The 18,538-nt window shown below is 56.8% G+C and carries 15 protein-coding genes and 1 riboswitch; of the genes, 8 read left to right on the top strand and 7 right to left on the bottom strand.

The features are described 5' to 3' along the window. Window positions 1-78 precede the first annotated feature (78 nt). The 5 genes from G7090_RS22940 to argE all read right to left on the bottom strand — a co-directional run bounded on the left by G7090_RS22940 (window position 79) and on the right by argE (window position 6,898). A complete protein-coding gene (locus G7090_RS22940) occupies window positions 79-1,182 on the bottom strand; it encodes a glycerol dehydrogenase (protein WP_106995796.1) in 1,104 nt (367 codons plus the stop codon). A gap of 12 nt (window positions 1,183-1,194) precedes the next feature. Then, window positions 1,195-1,857 (bottom strand): fructose-6-phosphate aldolase, encoded by a 663-nt coding sequence (fsa, locus tag G7090_RS22935; RefSeq protein ID WP_166184815.1) that lies wholly within the window; start codon window positions 1,855-1,857, stop codon window positions 1,195-1,197. 128 nt (window positions 1,858-1,985) lie between these two features. Further along, window positions 1,986-2,753 (bottom strand): AraC family transcriptional regulator, encoded by a 768-nt coding sequence (locus G7090_RS22930; RefSeq protein ID WP_166184811.1) that lies wholly within the window; start codon window positions 2,751-2,753, stop codon window positions 1,986-1,988. A gap of 94 nt (window positions 2,754-2,847) precedes the next feature. Further along, entirely contained in the window at window positions 2,848-5,499 is a 2,652-nt protein-coding gene (ppc, locus tag G7090_RS22925; RefSeq protein ID WP_166184808.1) for a phosphoenolpyruvate carboxylase, read from the bottom strand. Between the two features lie 247 nt (window positions 5,500-5,746). Next, on the bottom strand, window positions 5,747-6,898 hold the full coding sequence (argE, locus tag G7090_RS22920; RefSeq protein WP_166184805.1) for an acetylornithine deacetylase: 1,152 nt from the start codon (window positions 6,896-6,898) through the stop codon (window positions 5,747-5,749). Between the two features lie 88 nt (window positions 6,899-6,986). Here argE and argC point away from each other — a divergent pair, with 88 nt between their 5' ends. The 4 genes from argC (at window position 6,987) to oxyR (ending at window position 11,457) form a co-directional block, all read left to right on the top strand. Continuing rightward, window positions 6,987-7,991 carry an N-acetyl-gamma-glutamyl-phosphate reductase gene (gene argC, locus G7090_RS22915; RefSeq protein ID WP_166184802.1) on the top strand — a complete coding sequence of 335 codons (1,005 nt, stop codon included), beginning with the start codon at window positions 6,987-6,989 and terminating at the stop codon, window positions 7,989-7,991. Window positions 7,992-7,997: 6 nt separating this feature from the next. Next, window positions 7,998-8,774: an acetylglutamate kinase gene (gene argB / locus G7090_RS22910; protein ID WP_166184799.1), complete on the top strand. Its 777-nt coding sequence runs from the start codon at window positions 7,998-8,000 to the stop codon at window positions 8,772-8,774. Between the two features lie 101 nt (window positions 8,775-8,875). Further along, on the top strand, window positions 8,876-10,249 hold the full coding sequence (gene argH, locus G7090_RS22905; protein ID WP_166184796.1) for an argininosuccinate lyase: 1,374 nt from the start codon (window positions 8,876-8,878) through the stop codon (window positions 10,247-10,249). A gap of 290 nt (window positions 10,250-10,539) precedes the next feature. Beyond that, window positions 10,540-11,457, top strand: coding sequence for a DNA-binding transcriptional regulator OxyR (gene oxyR / locus G7090_RS22900; RefSeq protein WP_106995804.1), 918 nt, complete (start codon window positions 10,540-10,542; stop codon window positions 11,455-11,457). Here the strand turns inward: oxyR and sthA are convergent. Continuing rightward, complete coding sequence (sthA, locus tag G7090_RS22895; RefSeq protein ID WP_106995805.1) at window positions 11,440-12,840, bottom strand: Si-specific NAD(P)(+) transhydrogenase; 1,401 nt, start codon at window positions 12,838-12,840, stop codon at window positions 11,440-11,442. The genes oxyR and sthA overlap by 18 nt on opposite strands. Before the next feature lie 196 nt (window positions 12,841-13,036). Here sthA and fabR point away from each other — a divergent pair, with 196 nt between their 5' ends. Further along, window positions 13,037-13,675, top strand: a complete 639-nt coding sequence (fabR, locus tag G7090_RS22890) for an HTH-type transcriptional repressor FabR (protein ID WP_032615233.1) — start codon at window positions 13,037-13,039, stop codon at window positions 13,673-13,675. A 10-nt stretch (window positions 13,676-13,685) separates the two neighbouring features. Next, complete coding sequence (locus tag G7090_RS22885) at window positions 13,686-14,045, top strand: YijD family membrane protein (RefSeq protein WP_166184793.1); 360 nt, start codon at window positions 13,686-13,688, stop codon at window positions 14,043-14,045. A gap of 45 nt (window positions 14,046-14,090) precedes the next feature. Here the strand turns inward: G7090_RS22885 and trmA are convergent, their stop codons facing one another. Further along, window positions 14,091-15,191 (bottom strand): tRNA (uridine(54)-C5)-methyltransferase TrmA, encoded by a 1,101-nt coding sequence (gene trmA / locus G7090_RS22880; RefSeq protein ID WP_166184790.1) that lies wholly within the window; start codon window positions 15,189-15,191, stop codon window positions 14,091-14,093. A 104-nt stretch (window positions 15,192-15,295) separates the two neighbouring features. Then, window positions 15,296-15,472: riboswitch (cobalamin riboswitch) on the top strand. A 65-nt stretch (window positions 15,473-15,537) separates the two neighbouring features. Between trmA and btuB the strand changes: the two genes are divergently transcribed. Beyond that, a complete protein-coding gene (btuB, locus tag G7090_RS22875; protein WP_166184787.1) occupies window positions 15,538-17,391 on the top strand; it encodes a TonB-dependent vitamin B12 receptor BtuB in 1,854 nt (617 codons plus the stop codon). After that, complete coding sequence (gene murI, locus G7090_RS22870; protein ID WP_166184784.1) at window positions 17,336-18,187, top strand: glutamate racemase; 852 nt, start codon at window positions 17,336-17,338, stop codon at window positions 18,185-18,187. The genes btuB and murI overlap by 56 nt, the downstream gene beginning before the upstream one ends. The last annotated feature ends 351 nt before the right edge of the window (window positions 18,188-18,538 follow it).

Genomic DNA, 18,538 nt, shown 5'->3' with positions numbered 1-18,538 from the left:
TTTGCCGGGTGGCGGCTTCGCCTTACCCGGCCTACGGATTGTAGGCCCGTGCAAGCGCAGCGCCGCCGGGCATGAAGGTTACTCCCATTCCTGTAAAAAACGCTGGCCGTACTGGTCGGCAACCACCAGGGCCGCATACACCTGCTCCGGTGTCGCACCGCCCGGCATATTGTGGATGGTTTCATCTTTCGCACATGACGCGGCCGCCACTAAGCGCATTTTGGCGGGGATATCGGCAGTAATAGCCAGCTGCGCCAGGGTAATCGGCAGCCCCACGCTGTGGCACAGCGCCGCCACGGTTTCGATCTCTTCCACCGGCGCATTCTCCAGCACCAGTTGGGTCAGGGTGCCAAACGCCACTTTCTCGCCGTGATAATAATGATGGGCATCCGGGATGGCGGTCAGACCGTTGTGAATGGCGTGCGCCGCCGCCAGGCCGCCGCTTTCAAAACCGACTCCGCTGAGATAGGTGTTGGCTTCAATCACCCGCTCAAGGGCCGGGGTCACCACATGCTGCTCCGCTGCCAGCATCGCTTTTTCACCCTCTTCCACCAGTGTGTTGTAGCACAGCTCAGCCAGCGCCAGCGCGGCCTGGGTGCACTTGCCGCCCGCCATGGTAGTCGCGCCGCTGCGGGAGCAGGCCCGGGCTTCAAACCAGGTCGCCAGCGCATCGCCAATCCCGGCAGCCAACAGGCGGGCAGGGGCCCGCGCCACCACCTGGGTATCCACAATGACGATGTTCGGGTTGTGCGGCAGCATCAGATAGCGATCGAATTCGCCGCTGTCGGTATAGATAACGGAAAGCGCGCTGCAGGGCGCATCGGTTGAGGCGATGGTCGGCGCGATAGCGACCGGGACGTCCATAAAGTGCGCCAGCGCTTTGGCGGTGTCCAGCGTCTTACCGCCGCCGATGCCGAGGATCGCCTGACAATCGGCACCTTTGGCCAGCTCACGCAGGCGATCGATCTCGTTCTGTGAACACTCGCCGCCGAAGGGCGCAATTTCGACATAGAGTTCGGCCTGTTCAAAGCTCTGACGCAGCGTCTCTTCGGCAAAGCCCAGCACAAACTTATCGCCTACCACCAGCCAGCGTGCTGCCAGCGGCTTGAGATAATCGCCGAGGCGGGTGAGCACATCGGCACCCTGAATGTATTTACCGGGTGATTGAATAATACGGTCCATAACATGTCTCCCTTAGAGATTGAGGCTACCAAACGCGTTTTTCCAGTCCTGCTCGAACTTGTCGATAGCTGACTCTACCGCGGGGGTATTGAGCATTTGCTGTGCGACATCGATGGGCAGGGTGATGGCTTCACAGCCGGCGAGCAGGCAGTCCAGCTCCTGACGGGGTGTTTTGAAGCTGGCGGCCAGCACCATGCTCTCTGGCGCGTGCAGTTCCAGCAGACTTTGCAGCTCCTGCACCGTGCGGATCCCGTCTCCGCCCTGGGCATCCACGCGATTAACGTACGGCGCGATGTACTTCGCTCCCGCCAGGGCGGCCAGCAAGCCCTGAGCGGCGCTGTACACCGCGGTACCGAGGGTGGTGATGCCCTCTTTTTTAAGGGCTTTGATGGCGACCAGACCTTCTGCGGTGACCGGGATCTTGACCACGATGTCCGGGAAAGAAGCGCTCAGTCGTCTGGCCTCGGCAACCATCCCGTCGGCATCACGGCTCATGGTCTGGGCAAACAGAGTGCCTTCCGGACCAACGATCTTCTGCAGGCGCGGGAGAACATCCCACACGGATTCACCGCTGGCGGCAATAATGCTCGGGTTAGTGGTCACGCCGGCAATAGGAAAGATGCGGGCAAGGCGTTCGACGTCCGCCACACTGGCGGTATCCAGATAGAGTTCCATTATTTTTCCTTAAGTCTTCAGGTCTGAATTAAGGATACGGCGGGCCAGGCGGGGTGAGCCAGAGGTCAATTTTGCTAAATACTGGACAAATGTAAGGTCCTTAGCGAAGTGAGAGGGGGATCACAATGCTAGTTTTTGGCGGTAAGCTGGCTGTGATACTGGCGGCGGTATTCCGACGGCGAGCGCTCGGTGTGCTTGCGAAACAGGCGGCAGAAATAGTTGCTGTCCGTAAAGCCGCAGCGCGTGGCGATATCTTTAATTTTCAGATCGTAGCCTCTGAGCAGCTGTCGGGCATGCTCGAGACGGGTTCGGGTCAGGTATTCATTGAACCCCACGCTGCCGATCTTTTGAAACAGATGCGAAAGGTAATTCGGTGAAATGTAAAACGCCTGCGCCACCGACTCGCGGGTAAGGGCTGATGCATGATGTTCTTCGATATACGTCCGAATGGCTTCAAACAGCGCCCGGCTGCGGGAGGCGGTGTGGATATCGCTGCCCAGCAGATCGCGACAGTGGCTGAGCAAACTTAATACCACCAGCCTGGCCGTCTCCTGCTCATCCGGTTGCATCTGCAACTCAGCGAGCGTTTGCAGCAGAAAAGCACCCGTTCTCGGCCCGCGCCTGGCAACCTGCTGCTGATGCAAAACGGTGGCGTCACGCTGGAGCTGGATCGTCAGCTGCTGTTTGCCGAAGGTGATGCTAAGACAGGTTGTGGGTGGCAAAGGATGATGCCTGGATGACGAGAACACCACGTCATGGGTTTGGCCCTCAAGCATAATCACCAGACGAGGGGAGGCGTGGGTGACCTGTTCGGCCGGAGAAACAAAATGCACCTGATGCAGGGGCGATGTGCCGTTGATCAGGTCAGTGAGGAGGGAGGTGATATCGTGTTGCATAGTGAGACTACCGAAATGTGCCGGGTGGCGCTAACGCTTACCCGGCCTACTTATCGTAGGCCCGTGCAAGCGTAGCGCCGCCGGGCATAAAGCCTTAGCCGGTGTTACGCATCCCCGCCGCAACGCCCGCGATGGTGACCATCAGCGCTTGTTCCACGCGTGGATCCGGCTCCAGACCCTCTTCTTCCGCTTTACGCGAGCGGTACAGCAGCTCTGCCTGCAGCACGTTCAGTGGGTCAGTGTAGATGTTACGCAGCTGGATGGACTCGGCAATCCACGGCAGATCGGCCATCAGATGGGAGTCGTTGGCGATATCCAGCACCACTTTGATGTCATCTTCCAGCAGCGCACGCAGTTCGCTACCCAGCGCCCACAGCTCCGGTTTCACCAGACGCTGATCGTAGTATTCCGCCAGCCACAGGTCGGCTTTCGAGAACACCATCTCCAGCATACCGAGGCGGGTGGAGAAGAACGGCCAGTCGCGACACATGGATTCCAGCTCGTTCTGCTTGCCGTCTTCCACCACTTTTTGCAGTGCGGCACCGGCACCCAGCCAGGCCGGGAGCATCAGACGGTTCTGCGTCCAGGCGAAGATCCACGGGATAGCACGCAGGGACTCCACGCCGCCGGTTGGGCGACGTTTTGCCGGACGTGAACCCAGCGGCAGTTTGCCCAGCTCCTGCTCCGGCGTGGCCGAGCGGAAGTAAGGCACGAAATCTTTGTTTTCGCGCACATAGCCGCGATACATATCGCAGGAGATATCCGACAGCTCGTCCATGATATGGCGCCAGGCGTCTTTTGGCTCCGGCGGTGGCAGCAGGTTTGCTTCGAGGATCGCGCTGGTGTAGAGCGACAGGCTGCTGATGGTTACTTCCGGCAGACCGTACTTGAAGCGGATCATCTCGCCCTGTTCGGTCACACGCAGGCCGCCTTTCAGGCTGCCCGGCGGTTGGGAGAGCAGGGCCGCATGAGCAGGGGCACCGCCACGGCCAATCGAGCCGCCGCGACCGTGGAACAGGGTCAGTTCAATCCCGGCTTTTTCACAGGTTTTGATCAGCGCATCCTGAGCCTGATATTGCGCCCAGGAGGCGGCCATCACGCCCGCATCTTTTGCAGAGTCGGAATAGCCAATCATCACCATCTGCTTGCCCTGGATAAAGCCGCGATACCAGTCGATGTTCAGCAGCTGGGTCATCACGTCGTTGGCGTTATTCAGGTCGTCGAGGGTTTCAAACAGCGGCGCAACCGGCAGGGCGAAGGTAATGCCTGCTTCTTTCAACAGCAGGTGAACCGCCAGCACGTCGGACGGGGTTTTGGCCATCGAGATCACATAGGCCGCCACCGATCCTTTCGGCGCATCGACGATCGCTTTGCAGGTGTCGAGCACTTCGCGGGTCTCTTCGCTTGGCGCCCAGCTCCGTGGCAGCAGAGGGCGTTTGGAATTCAGCTCGCGGATCAGGAAGGCCTGTTTGTCAGCTTCTGACCAGCTTTCGTAGTCGCCAATGCCGAGATAGCGGGTCAGTTCGCCCAGCGCCTCGGTGTGGCGGGTGCTCTCCTGACGCACGTCGATACGCACCAGCGGCACGCCGAAGCACTTCACGCGGCGCAGGGTATCGAGCAGCTCGCCGTTGGCGATGATGCCCATTCCGCAGGCCTGTAGTGATTGATAACAGGCGTACAGCGGCTCCCACAGCTGCTCGTTCTGGCTCAGCAGACCGGCAGGTTTCGGCAGGCGTTGGCCCTTGAGGCGCGCTTCGAGCCAGGCCTGCGTGGCCAGCAGCTGGCCACGCAGATTTTTGAGCAGGAAGCGGTAAGGTTCGGTTGCACCGGCTTCACCCACCAGCTCAAGCAGTTCTGGCGTGGCTTCGACCATTGAGAGCTCTGAAATCAGAATCTGAATATCTTTCAGGAACAGGTCGGTAGCTTTCCAGCGGCTCAGCAGCAGGACGTGACGGGTAATTTCTGCGGTGACGTTCGGGTTGCCGTCGCGGTCGCCGCCCATCCAGGAGGTGAAACGCACCGGCACAAAATCCACCGGCAGGCGATAGCCGAGGTTCTCTTCCAGCTGTTCATTCAGCTCGCGCAGGTAGTTAGGTACCCCTTCCCACAGGCTGTTTTCCACCACCGCAAAGCCCCATTTGGCTTCATCAACCGGGCTTGGGCGGTGCTTACGAATTTCATCGGTGTGCCAGGACTGGGCAATCAGCTGGCGCAGACGGCGCATCAGCTGGTTACGTTCATAGTCGGCAATCTCTTTGTTATCCAGCTGCTTGAGGCAGTTGTTCACTTCACCCATCTTGTGGATCAAGGTGCGGCGGGTGATCTCGGTCGGGTGGGCGGTTAACACCAGCTCCAGGGACAGAGACTCGACGGCCTTTTTGATTGTCGCTTCGTTGAGTTCGGGCTGGTCCTTGAGTTTTCTGAGCGTGCGGGCAATCACTTCCGGGTTGCTGGCCCCTTCGCCATTCGGCGAAATGCTGTGGTACTGCTCGGCGGTGTTCGCCAGGTTAAGGAACTGGCTGAAGGCACGGGCAACGGGCAGCAGCTCGTCGTTGGAGAGGTTCTGCAGCGTAGTGAGCAGCTCCTGACGATTGGCTTCGTTACCGGCACGGGAAGATTTAGACAGTTTACGGATTGTTTCAACGCGATCGAGAATGTTCTCGCCCAACGCATCCTTGATGGTATCTCCCAGCACCTTGCCGAGCATACTGACATTACTACGCAACGCGGAATATTGTTCGTTCATAAAAACCCAGTCACCCCATCATTTTTGTTTATGCCCGGCCAGACATCTAACGGACATTATTTTGTCATCTCCCTTTATAAAGCCACGTAAAACCCCCGTCGTCAATTGCTGCGAAAACGGTTCAGCAAACGAATAAATGCGGGCAATTTACGAAATTTAATTGGCTTTGCGTCAGATAAGAGATGCTTATGAGAGTGTGACGAAGATCATGAGATTTTTCCCCTCTCGTGAGAGAGGGGAGCAGTCATTAATGCCAGCAGAAGTGATGCACAACCTGAGTAATTAACTCACGGGTTGGTTTGATAAAGCGCGTTTCCAGGTACTCATCCGGTTGGTGGGCCTGGTTGATGGAGCCCGGGCCGAGGACCAGCGTCGGACAGAGAGTCTGAATAAACGGCGCTTCGGTGCAGTAGTTCACCACGTCGGTTTTCTCGCCGAGCAGTTTTTCCACCACTTCCACCAGCTGATGGTCCGGCGGGCACTCGTAGCCCGGGATCGGCGGATGCAGTTCAGAGACCGTCAGACGGCCCGGCCAGCGTTCGCTCACCGGGGCCAGGGCTTCGTTCAGCAAGCCGTCGAGATCGCTCAGCGTCATGCCCGGCAGCGGGCGAATGTCCATATGCAGTTCGCAGCAGGCGCAGATGCGGTTGGAGGCATCGCCGCCGTGCAGGCTGCCGAGGTTCAGCGTTGGATACGGCACGGTGAAGGCTTCGTAGTGATAACGCTCTTTTAGCTCGTCGCGCAGCAGCATGATGCGGCCAATGGCGTCGTGCATCAGTTCGATGGCGTTGACGCCGCGCGCCGGATCGCTGGAGTGGCCGGACTGGCCCAGCACGCGCACCGCCGTAGAGATATGACCTTTGTGCGCGCGGATTGGCTGCAGGGAAGTCGGCTCGCCGATAATGGCGCAATCCGGGCGAATCGAGGTGTTTTCAGAGAAGTAGCGCGCGCCCGCCATGCTGGTCTCTTCGTCGGCGGTCGCCAGAATATAGAGCGGCTTTTTCAGCGTTTTCACGTCCACGTCACGCAACGCGTCGAGGATAAAGGCGAAGAAGCCTTTCATGTCGGCGGTGCCCAGCCCGTAGAGCTTGTTGTCGTGCTCGGTCAGGGTGAAGGGATCGCGGGTCCAGCGCCCATCGTCAAAGGGGACGGTATCGGTATGTCCCGCCAGCAGCAGACCGCCGGCACCCTGGCCGGTACTGGCGAGCAGGTTAAATTTATTTCGGGTTCCCGGGACCGGCTGAACCTCCACCTTAAAGCCGAGATCGCTGAACCATCCCGCCAGCAGATTGATTAAAGTCTCATTACTCTGATCCAGCGCTTCTTCCGTTGCGCTGATGGACGGCGTGGCAATCAGGGCGCGGTAGATCTCGATAAATGGCGGTAAATTCATTTTCATTGTTGACACACCTTAGGTCGTGATAGTATCAATATTCATGCAATAAATGTGAATAAAAATACATTAACGTTGAGCATAAAGGAACCCGATGTTGAATACGCTGATTGTAGGCGCCAGCGGTTATGCGGGCGCAGAGCTTGTAAGCTACGTGAATCGCCATCCTCATATGACCATAACCGCTTTGACTGTCTCAGCGCAAAGCAATGATGCAGGAAAGTTAATTTCCGATTTACATCCGCAACTTAAAGGGATTGTCGATCTGCCATTGCAGCCAATGTCGGATATCAGCGAGTTTACCGACGGCGTGGACGTGGTGTTTTTGGCTACCGCCCACGAAGTCAGCCACGACCTGGCGCCGCAGTTCCTGGCCGCCGGTTGCGTGGTGTTCGATCTCTCCGGTGCGTTCCGGGTGAACGACGCCGCGTTCTATGAAAAATACTATGGCTTTACCCATCAGCACCCGGAGCTGCTTGAAAAGGCAGTGTATGGTCTGGCGGAGTGGAGCGCCGATGCGCTGAAAGAAGCGAACCTGATTGCCGTACCGGGTTGCTACCCGACGGCGGCACAGCTCTCCCTGAAGCCGTTGATCGACGCAAACCTGTTGGATCTGAATCAGTGGCCGGTGATCAACGCCACCAGCGGCGTGAGCGGAGCCGGGCGCAAAGCGGCAATCTCCAACAGCTTCTGCGAAGTGAGCCTGCAGCCGTATGGCGTATTCAATCACCGTCATCACCCGGAAATCACTACCCACCTGGGGACGGACGTCATCTTTACGCCGCATCTGGGCAGCTTCCCGCGCGGGATCCTCGAAACCATCACCTGCCGCCTGAAACCGGGCGTGACCAAAGACCAGGTGAATGCGGTCTTTATTCAGGCCTATGCGGATAAACCCCTGGTGCGTCTGTACGACAAAGGCGTCCCGGCGCTGAAAAACGTGGTGGGTCTGCCGTTCTGCGATATCGGCTTTGCCGTGCAGGGTGAGCACCTGATTGTGGTGGCCGCAGAGGATAACCTGCTGAAAGGCGCTGCCGCTCAGGCAATCCAGTGCGCAAATATTCGTTTTGGCTATGCTGAAACGCAGTCTCTTATTTAAGGTGTGATGATGAACCCATTAATTATCAAGCTTGGTGGTGTCCTGCTGGACAGCGAAGAGGCGCTGGAGCGTCTGTTTACCGCGCTGGTTAACTATCGCGAATCCCATCAACGCCCGCTGGTGATTGTTCACGGCGGCGGCTGCGTGGTCGATGAATTAATGAAAGGCCTGAACCTGCCGGTGAAAAAGAAGAATGGCCTGCGCGTTACGCCTGCCGACCAGATCGACATTATTACCGGTGCCCTGGCGGGGACTGCCAACAAAACCCTGCTGGCGTGGGCGAAGAAACACCATATCGCCTCCGTGGGTCTCTATCTTGGCGATGGCGACAGCGTCAAAGTGACCCAGCTCGACGAAGAGCTTGGCCACGTAGGGCTGGCGCAGCCGGGTTCACCAAAACTGATTAATACGCTACTGGAAGGCGGTTTCCTGCCAGTGGTCAGCTCTATCGGCGTCACCGAAGAGGGCGATCTGATGAACGTCAACGCTGACCAGGCGGCAACCGCGCTGGCGGCGACGCTGGGCGCAGACCTGATCCTGCTCTCTGACGTGAGCGGCATTCTGGACGGCAAAGGCCAGCGCATTGCGGAAATGACCGCTGAGAAAGCTGAGCAGCTGATCGAGCAGGGCATTATTACCGACGGCATGATTGTGAAGGTGAACGCGGCGCTGGATGCCGCCCGCACGCTCGGTCGTCCGGTAGATATCGCCTCCTGGCGCCACGCCGAGCAACTGCCAGCGCTGTTTAACGGCACGCCGATTGGTACGCGTATTCTGGCTTAAGATTTACTGCCCGGCGGCGCTCTGCTTGCCGGGCCTACAAGACCGTAGGCCGGGTAAGCGTAGCGCCACCCGGCGGAACTAACGAATAAAGGAAGCATGTTATGGCACTTTGGGGTGGGCGTTTTACACAGGCAGCGGATCAACGGTTCAAACAGTTCAACGACTCTTTGCGCTTCGACTACCGCCTGGCCGAACAGGATATCGTCGGCTCTGTGGCCTGGTCCAAAGCGCTGGTGACCGTAGGCGTGCTGACCGCAGACGAACAGGTGCAGCTGGAAGAGGCGCTGAACAACCTGCTGGAAGAGGTGCGTCTGAACCCGCAGCAGATCCTCGAGAGCGACGCCGAAGATATTCACAGCTGGGTAGAAGGCAAGCTGATCGACAAAGTCGGCCAGTTAGGTAAAAAGCTGCACACCGGCCGGAGCCGTAACGACCAGGTGGCGACCGACCTCAAGCTGTGGTGTAAAGACACTGTGGTGGAACTGCTGGCCGCGAATCGTCAGCTGCAGAGCGCGCTGGTGGAAACCGCGCACAACAATCAGGATGCGGTGATGCCGGGTTATACCCACCTGCAGCGTGCCCAGCCTGTCACCTTTGCGCACTGGTCGCTGGCCTACGTTGAGATGCTGGCCCGTGATGAGAGCCGCCTGCAGGATACTTTGAAGCGCCTCGACGTAAGCCCGCTGGGCAGCGGCGCGCTGGCGGGTACCGCCTACGAAATCGACCGTGAACAGCTGGCCGGCTGGCTGGGCTTTGCTTCCGCCACCCGCAACAGCCTGGACAGCGTCTCCGACCGTGACCACGTGCTGGAGCTGCTCTCCAATGCCTCTATCGGTATGGTGCACCTGTCGCGCTTTGCCGAAGACCTGATCTTCTTCAACTCTGGCGAAGCCGGTTTTGTTGAACTGTCGGACCGTGTGACCTCTGGCTCATCCCTGATGCCGCAGAAGAAAAACCCGGATGCGCTGGAGCTGATCCGCGGCAAGTGTGGCCGTGTGCAGGGTGCGCTGACCGGCATGATGATGACCCTCAAAGGGCTCCCGCTGGCCTACAACAAAGATATGCAGGAAGACAAGGAAGGGCTCTTCGACGCGCTCGACACCTGGCTGGACTGTTTGCATATGGCGGCGCTGGTGCTGGACGGCATTCAGGTGAAACGTCCGCGTTGCCAGGAAGCGGCCCAGCAGGGCTACGCTAACTCCACCGAGCTGGCGGATTACCTGGTCGCCAAAGGTGTGCCGTTCCGTGAAGCGCACCATATCGTCGGCGAAGCGGTGGTAGAAGCCATTCGTCAGGGCAAACCGCTGGAAGATCTGCCGCTGGCCGACCTGCAGAAATTCAGCAGCGTGATTGGCGAGGATGTCTATCCGATCCTGGCGCTGCAATCCTGTCTGGATAAGCGTGCGGCCAAAGGTGGCGTGTCGCCGAGGCAAGTGGCGCAGGCGATTGCGGATGCGAAAAACCGCCTGGTATGACGGTTTATACGCCGGGTGGCGCTTCGCTTACCCGGCCTACGTACTGAAGCCCAGCCCCGAGCTGGGTTTTTTTACGCAAAAAAAAGGCGGACCACGGGGTCCGCAAAAGTTCACGTTGGCTTTAGTTGTTCGAGTTTTGAGAGAAACTCGTCAGACGGGACAGGACTTCAAGGGTAATCAGTGCCGCCTCGTCTCTGTGATGCATTATTCAACAGAACGCTTGATAGGGATAATCGTTCGTTGCTATGCTATCTATCGCCATGAACTATCGTGGCGACGGAGGATGAATAATGAATATTCGTGATCTTGAATACCTGGTGGCGTTAGCCGAGCACCGCCATTTTCGCCGCGCGGCAGACTCCTGCCACGTCAGTCAGCCTACGCTTAGCGGACAGATCCGCAAGCTGGAGGATGAGCTTGGCGTGATGCTGCTGGAGCGCACCAGTCGTAAAGTGCTGTTCACCCAGGCGGGCCTGCTGCTGGTGGATCAGGCGCGCACCGTGCTGCGCGAGGTCAAAGTGCTCAAGGAAATGGCGAGCCAGCAGGGGGAGACGATGTCCGGCCCGCTGCATATTGGCCTGATCCCAACCGTTGGCCCGTACCTGCTGCCGCAAATTATTCCGATGCTGCACCAGACCTTCCCGAAACTCGAAATGTATCTGCACGAAGCGCAAACCCATCAGCTGCTGGCGCAGCTGGACAGCGGTAAGCTCGATTGCGCAATCCTCGCGCTGGTCAAAGAGAGTGAAGCTTTTATCGAAGTGCCGCTGTTTGACGAGCCGATGATGCTGGCGATCTATGAGGATCACCCGTGGGCGAACCGCGATCGCGTGCCGATGGCCGATCTGGCCGGAGAAAAGCTGCTGATGCTGGAAGATGGCCACTGTCTGCGCGATCAGGCGATGGGCTTCTGCTTTGAAGCGGGTGCCGATGAAGATACCCACTTCCGTGCAACCAGCCTGGAAACGCTGCGTAACATGGTGGCGGCAGGAAGTGGTATTACGCTGCTGCCCGCGCTGTCAGTCCCGCCGGAACGTCGTCGCGACGGGGTGGTCTATCTGCCATGCATCAAGCCGGAGCCGCGCCGTACCATTGGCCTGGTTTATCGTCCGGGATCGCCGCTGCGCAGCCGCTATGAGCAGCTGGCAGAGGCCATCCGCAGTTCGATGGAAGGCCGTTTCGACAGTGCGTTAAAACAGGCGGTTTAAGCCGTTCAGCGCCGCTACCCGATAAGCTTCTGCCATGGTCGGGTAGTTAAAGGTGGTATTAACAAAGTATTCGATGGTGTTACCGCCACCTTTTTGCTCCATGATCGCCTGGCCGATGTGAATGATTTCCGCCGCACGCTCGCCGAAGCAGTGTATGCCGAGGATCTCTTTCGTCTCGCGATGGAACAGGATCTTCAGCGTTCCCACGCTCATCCCGACGATTTGCGCCCGCGCCAGATGTTTAAACTGGGCACGACCCACCTCGTAAGGCACCTTCATGGCTGTCAGCTGCTGCTCGGTTTTGCCGACAGAACTAATTTCCGGAATGGTGTAAATGCCGGTCGGGATATCTTCGATAAGATGCGCTGTCGCTTCGCCTTTCACCAGCGCCTGAGCCGCAATGCGCCCTTGGTCATACGCCGCTGATGCCAGGCTTGGATAACCAATCACGTCACCGACAGCATAGATATGCGGCAGGGCGGTCTGGTACATGCTGTTGACCTTGAGCAGCCCACGGCTGTCGGTGGTTAAACCGATGTTTTCCAGCGCCAGCGAGTCGGTGTTACCGGTACGACCGTTAGCGTAAAGCAGGCAGTCGGCTTTCAGCTTTTTACCCGATTTCAGATGCATGATCACGCCATCGTCACAGCCTTCGATCTTCTCGTACTCTTCGTTGTGACGAATCACCACGCCGCTGTTCCAGAAGTGGTACGACAGTGAATCGGACATCTCCTGATCGAGGAACGCCAGCAGGCGGTCGCGAGTGTTAATTAGGTCAACTTTGACGTTCATGCCGCGGAAGATGGAGGCATATTCACAGCCGATCACCCCGGCACCGTAGATCAGCACGTGGCGTGGCTCATGATGCAGGCTCAGAATGGAGTCGCTGTCGTAAACCCTTGGATGGGAAAAATCCACATCTGCCGGATGGTACGGGCGTGAGCCACAGGCGATCACAAACTTCTCGGCGGTAATGGTCTCGACCGAACCATCATGGCACTCCAGCGCCAGCGTATGTTCATCAACGAAATGGGCGTTACCCTGCAAAATTTCGCAGTGATTGCGCTCATAAAAGCCCTGACGCATACGCGTCTGCTGATTAATAACGTTATCAGCATGGTTCAGGATGTCGGCAAAAGAAGAGCGGAGAAGACGGGAGTGATCGCTGTAAAGAGGGTTCTGGTTGAATTCAATGATGCGGCTGACAGCGTGGCGGAGAGCTTTGGAAGGGATGGTGCCCCAGTGGGTGCAACCGCCGCCAACATTATGGTAGCGCTCAATAACCGCTACTCTGGCTCCTTGCTTAACCAGTCCCATAGCAGCGCCTTCGCCGCCGGGGCCGGAACCAATAACTATTGCGTCGTAATCGTAGGAATGTGACATGGTAAGGCTTACCTGTTCTTATACATAAAAGCAACAGAATAGTAACATCATTGGCGGGATAACCCAATTATCGTTGTGCTCTTTTCGCGTGGTGGAGCACAAACAACAGGGAAACCCTCATTCTGTAAGCCAGGTAAACCGATTAATTTTATTCTCTGGTATAGTGCCAGCGGGCCTTTGGAAGGATTCAACTATCGTGATGGGCGTAAGAGCACAACAAAAAGAGAAAACCCGGCGTTCGCTGGTAGAAGCGGCATTCAGTCAACTGAGTGCCGAGCGAAGTTTTGCCAGTCTGAGCCTGCGCGAAGTCGCACGCGAAGCCGGGATTGCGCCTACCTCTTTCTATCGTCATTTCCGTGACGTAGATGAACTGGGTCTGACCATGGTGGATGAAAGCGGGCTGATGCTCCGCCAGCTGATGCGCCAGGCGCGTCAGCGTATCGCCAAAGGGGGCAGCGTGATCCGCACCTCCGTTTCCACCTTTATGGAGTTTATCGGCAACAACCCTAACGCGTTTCGTTTACTGTTGCGGGAACGCTCTGGTACCTCGGCCGCGTTTCGCGCCGCCGTGGCGCGTGAGATTCAGCATTTTATTGCGGAACTTGCCGACTATCTTGAACTCGAAAACCATATGCCGCGCGCCTTCACTGAAGCGCAGGCCGAGGCGATGGTAACCATAGTCTTCAGTGCGGGCGCCGAAGCACTGGATGTGAGCGTTGAACAACGCAAGCAACTCGAAGAGCGACTGGTATTGCAACTGCGGATGATCTCTAAAGGGGCTTATTACTGGTATCGCCGTGAACAAGAAAAACTGGCGCATCAATCCGATGAGTGAAAGGTGAGTAATGAAACAGACAGGACAGGATAAAGGAACATTATTGCTGGCATTGATCGCTGGCTTATCCATTAACGGTACCTTTGCAGCGATGTTTAGCTCCATTGTACCGTTTTCGGTTTTCCCGATGATCTCTCTGGTGCTGACGGTGTACTGTCTGCATCAGCGTTATCAGAATCGCACCATGCCGGTGGGGTTACCGGCATTGTCGGCGGCGTTCTTTGTGCTGGGTGTCCTGCTGTATAGCACCGTGGTGCGCGCAGAGTATCCGGATATTGGCTCTAACTTCCTGCCTGCCGTACTGTCGGTGGCGCTGGTGTTCTGGATCGGCATTAAAATGCGTAACCGTAAACAGCAGCTGCCAGAGTAATCTGTCCCACGCCGGGTAAGCGCAGCGCCACCCGGCGATAACGGTTTACCGGGCCGTCAGTAACACGCCGCACTCCATATGGTGCGTATACGGGAACTGATCGAACAACGCCAGACGTTCAACCTTGTGCGTCTGGCTTAATGTTTCCAGGTTCTTGCATAAGGTTTCCGGGTTGCAGGAGATATAAAGAATACGCGGGTACGCCTGCACCATCTTCTCAGTTTCGCTGTCCAGCCCGCTGCGCGGCGGATCGACGAAAATCGTCTCACACTGGTAGCTCTTCAGATCAATCCCCTGCAGACGGTTAAATTCCCGCACGCCGTTCATCGCCTGAGTAAATTCTTCTGCCGACATGCGAATGATCTGCACATTATCAATGTGGTTCGCCGCGATGTTGTACTGAGCGGAAGCCACCGACGGTTTGGCGATTTCGGTAGCCAGTACGCGATTGAAGTTACGCGCCAGCGCCAGCGAGAAGTTGCCGTTACCGCAGTAGAGCTCCAGCAGATCGCCGGTTGAACCTTCGGTGGCATTCAGCGCCCACTCCAGCATCTGCACGTTCATCGCCGCGTTCGGCTGAGTAAAGCTGTTCTCCACCTGGCGATAAATCATCTCTTTACCCGCCACCGGCAGGCGCTCGTCGATGAAATCCTGATCCAGCGCGATTTTGGTTTTTGTCGCACGGCCAATCAGATGGACGTTGATGTTCTGCGCGCGCAGCGCATCACGCAGGGCTTCTGCAGCCTGGCGCCACTCGTCATTCAGCGCTTTATGGTACAGGAGGGAGACGATGGCCTGATTGCTTTGGGTGGTCAGGTAGTCAATCTGGAACAGCTTATGGCGCAGCAGCGGATTATTGCGCACGCCATCCATCATCAGGGTCATCAACTGGTTAATCATCTCGCTGGCCGCCGGGAAGCTGTCCACGCGGATACGGCTTTTGGTCTGCTGATCGAAAATGATGTGATACAGGTCGTCACCGTCGTGCCAGATACGGAATTCAGCACGCATACGGTAGTGACTGACCGGGGAGCGGAACACCTCAGGCGCAGGCGCAGCAAAAGGCGTCATCATACTTTGCAGACGGACGACTTTCTCTGCCAGTTGCGCGTCGTACTGTTCTGTCGGGAGGTGTTCGGGGGTCATGATGCTTCCTGATTGATGATGAATTACGCGGGGATTGTAGGGATTGTGCAGGGGATGTCCAGCCTTAATGGTTAACGGCAGTCTGGACATCTATACGTGTCTAAATGTAGCATTATGTTTCCGGTCTCTTGTGAGTGAAAAGGGAATCCAGTGCAAATCTGGAGCTGACGCGCAGCGGTAAAGACTGGCGGGATGAGCGCTGTAGACACTGTGAAAATGGGAAGTCTTCATCCTTATAAAGCCACCTAGCCCGAAGACCTGCCGGGATCACGTCGCATTTGGTTTCATCATCGCGTGCTATGGGTGAGGCCTGCGGCATCCTTCTTATATTGTGGATGCTTTAACAATGATTAAAAAAGTATCGCTGTTGACGGCGCTTTCCGTCACGGCATTTTCGGGCTGGGCGCAGGATGGCGCAGACGCGTTGGTCGTAACGGCGAACCGTGTTGCACAACCTGCCAATACCGTTCTGGCCCCCAGCTCCGTTGTTACCCGGGAAGATATTGAACGCTGGCAGGCAAAAAGCGTCGTTGAGGTCATGTCACGCTTACCGGGTGTGGATATCGCCCAGAGCGGCGGGATGGGCGCTAACTCCTCTACCTTTATTCGCGGGACCGAATCCCGCCATGTGCTGGTGCTGATTGACGGCATTCCACTGAATAACGCCGGGATCAGTAACTCACCGGATCTCAGCCAGATTCCCGTGTCGCTCATTCAGCGTGTCGAATACATTCGTGGCCCGCGCTCGGCCCTGTATGGTTCGGATGCGATTGGCGGTGTGATTAACATTATTACGGGTCGGGACAAGCCTGGGGCGGAAATTACCGCCAGCGTCGGCTCGAAAGGCTATCAATCCTATGATGGCGCCTTCCAGCAGGTGCTGGATAAAACCAAAATCACCCTCGGCGGTAACTATACCTACACCCGTGGCTTTGATATCGATGCGGCAGATGCGCCACGCCAGCCCGATCGCGACGGCTTTATGAGCAAGTCGCTGTTTGGCTCGGTTGAGCAGCAGATCACCGACAACCTGAGCGGCTTTGTGCGTGGGCTCGGCTATGACAACCGCACGGCGTATGACGGCTATGAGCATTATGACGACAGCTTTATGGTCGATGGCCTGCCGGATACGCGTCAGCTGTATAGCCAGAACTGGGACACCGGCCTGCGCTATAACCAGGGGATCTACCAGACCCAACTGGTGGGTGGTTACGGTCGCAGCAAAGATCAGAACTATGACCCGAGCAAAGGCCGCTATGCTTCGTCTGCCACTACGGATGACGTCAAGCAATACACCGCCCAGTGGATGAACACCGTCACGGTGGGCCACGGCAATATCGGCGCGGGTCTGGACTGGCAGAAGCAAAAAACCCAGGCGGGAACCGGTTATCTGGATAAAGGCTACGAGCAACGCAACACCGGGGTCTTCCTGTCCGCCATGCAGCAGTTCGATAGCGTCACCCTGGAAGCCGCCGCGCGTAATGACGATAACTCTAACTTTGGCAACCATAACACCTGGCAGACCAGCGCCGGATGGGAGTTTATCGAAGGTTACCGGATCATCGGTTCCTACGGTACGGCCTACAAAGCACCGACCATGAGCCAGATCCACAGTGCGAGCTACGGCAACCCGAACCTGAAGCCGGAAGAGAGCAAGCAGTGGGAAGGTGGTTTTGAGGGGCTGACCGGACCGGTGACCTGGCGCGTATCGGGTTATCGCAACGATATCGATAACCTGATCAGCAGCGACCCGCGTACGTTCCGCTACTACAACGTGGATAAAGCACGCATCAAAGGTATTGAAGCCACGGCGCAGTTCGATACGGGTCCGGTGGGGCATCAGATTTCTTATGACTATGTTGATCCGCGTAATGCCAAAACCAACGAAGTGCTGGCCCGCCGTTCGAAGCAGCAGGTGAAGTACCAGCTGGATGCGCAGGTATGGGATCTCGACTGGAATCTGGCCTACCGCTATCTGGGCACCCGCTATGACGTGGCGTACGATCCGAATACGTTCACCTCAGAGCGAGTAAAGATGGGTGGGGTAAGTTTGTGGGATCTCGCCGTTTCATATCCTGTCACCTCTCACCTTACAGTTCGTGGTAAAATCGCCAACCTGTTCGATAAAGACTACGAGACAGTTTATGGCTACGAAACTGCAGGACGGGAATACACCTTGTCTGGCAGCTACACCTTCTGACCCACGTCCCACCGTCCTGGTGTTTGACTCCGGTGTCGGTGGGCTTTCAGTCTATGATGAGATTCGGCATCTGCTGCCGGATCTTCATTACATCTATGCATTCGATAACGTGGCTTTTCCTTATGGGGAGAAGAGCGAAGCGTTTATTGTCGAACGCGTCGTTGAAATCGTTACCGCCGTACAACAACATTATCCTCTCGCCCTGGCGGTGATTGCCTGTAATACGGCGAGTACGGTTTCCCTTCCCGCTTTACGTGAAAAATTCCCGTTCCCGGTTGTCGGCGTGGTGCCAGCGATTAAACCTGCGGCGCGTCTGACGGCAAATGGCGTGGTGGGACTGCTTGCAACGCGCGGTACGGTTAAGCGTCCTTATACCCGCGAGCTGATCGAACGCTTTGCCAATGAATGCAAGATTGCCATGTTAGGGTCTGCCGAGCTGGTAGAGATGGCGGAAGCGAAGCTGCATGGTCAGGCAGTATCCCTGGATGAGTTGAGCCGTATTTTGCGTCCATGGCTGAAAATGTCGGAACCGCCCGATACGGTTGTGCTGGGCTGCACGCACTTTCCTCTATTACAGGAGGAGTTGCTTGCCGTTCTGCCAGAAGGGACCCGGCTGGTGGATTCCGGTGCGGCTATTGCCCGTCGCACCGCCTGGCTGCTTGAACATGAAGCGCCAGATGCAAAATCTGCCGACAACAATATTGCGTATTGCATGGCATTGACCGCTGAGACTGAGCAACTTTTACCCGTTTTACGCCGTTACGGCTTTGAAACGCTCGAAAAACTAGCGCTGTAGCACGTTTTTGAGCAAAAAAAAGACGGTTGAAAGATTTTTTTAAATTAGCTCTTGTCACTGCCGAAGAACTCCCTATAATGCGCCTCCACTGACACGGAACAACGGATTACAAACCGCCGTGACAGCAGGCTTCAGAGATGAACGCCGACGGAGAAAAGCGAAAATAATTGCTTGACTCTGAATGAGGAAAACGTATTATACGGGACCTCGCAACGGTGAGCGAAAGCCGCGTTGCACTGCTCTTTAACAATTTATCAGACAATCTGTGTGGGCACTCAAAGTGACATGGATTCTTAATGTCTCCGGACACTAAATGAATACCAAAGTCTCTGAGTGAACATACGTAATTCA

The organism is Leclercia sp. 29361 (genome assembly GCF_011290365.1).
Lineage (GTDB): Bacteria > Pseudomonadota > Gammaproteobacteria > Enterobacterales > Enterobacteriaceae > Enterobacter > Enterobacter tamurae.
Note: the sequence above shows the minus strand (reverse complement) of the source record. Positions and strands in the feature narration are given on the sequence as shown.

Excerpts from the sequence above, each read along its gene's own strand:
- G7090_RS22940 (WP_106995796.1), bottom strand. The coding sequence starts at position 1,182 with ATGGACCGTATTATTCAATCACCCGGTAAATACATTCAGGGTGCCGAT.
- fsa (WP_166184815.1), bottom strand. The coding sequence starts at position 1,857 with ATGGAACTCTATCTGGATACCGCCAGTGTGGCGGACGTCGAACGCCTT.
- G7090_RS22930 (WP_166184811.1), bottom strand. The coding sequence starts at position 2,753 with ATGCAACACGATATCACCTCCCTCCTCACTGACCTGATCAACGGCACA.
- ppc (WP_166184808.1), bottom strand. The coding sequence starts at position 5,499 with ATGAACGAACAATATTCCGCGTTGCGTAGTAATGTCAGTATGCTCGGC.
- argE (WP_166184805.1), bottom strand. The coding sequence starts at position 6,898 with ATGAAAATGAATTTACCGCCATTTATCGAGATCTACCGCGCCCTGATT.
- argC (WP_166184802.1), top strand. The coding sequence starts at position 6,987 with ATGTTGAATACGCTGATTGTAGGCGCCAGCGGTTATGCGGGCGCAGAG.
- argB (WP_166184799.1), top strand. The coding sequence starts at position 7,998 with ATGATGAACCCATTAATTATCAAGCTTGGTGGTGTCCTGCTGGACAGC.
- argH (WP_166184796.1), top strand. The coding sequence starts at position 8,876 with ATGGCACTTTGGGGTGGGCGTTTTACACAGGCAGCGGATCAACGGTTC.
- oxyR (WP_106995804.1), top strand. The coding sequence starts at position 10,540 with ATGAATATTCGTGATCTTGAATACCTGGTGGCGTTAGCCGAGCACCGC.
- sthA (WP_106995805.1), bottom strand. The coding sequence starts at position 12,840 with ATGTCACATTCCTACGATTACGACGCAATAGTTATTGGTTCCGGCCCC.
- G7090_RS22885 (WP_166184793.1), top strand. The coding sequence starts at position 13,686 with ATGAAACAGACAGGACAGGATAAAGGAACATTATTGCTGGCATTGATC.
- trmA (WP_166184790.1), bottom strand. The coding sequence starts at position 15,191 with ATGACCCCCGAACACCTCCCGACAGAACAGTACGACGCGCAACTGGCA.
- btuB (WP_166184787.1), top strand. The coding sequence starts at position 15,538 with ATGATTAAAAAAGTATCGCTGTTGACGGCGCTTTCCGTCACGGCATTT.
- murI (WP_166184784.1), top strand. The coding sequence starts at position 17,336 with ATGGCTACGAAACTGCAGGACGGGAATACACCTTGTCTGGCAGCTACA.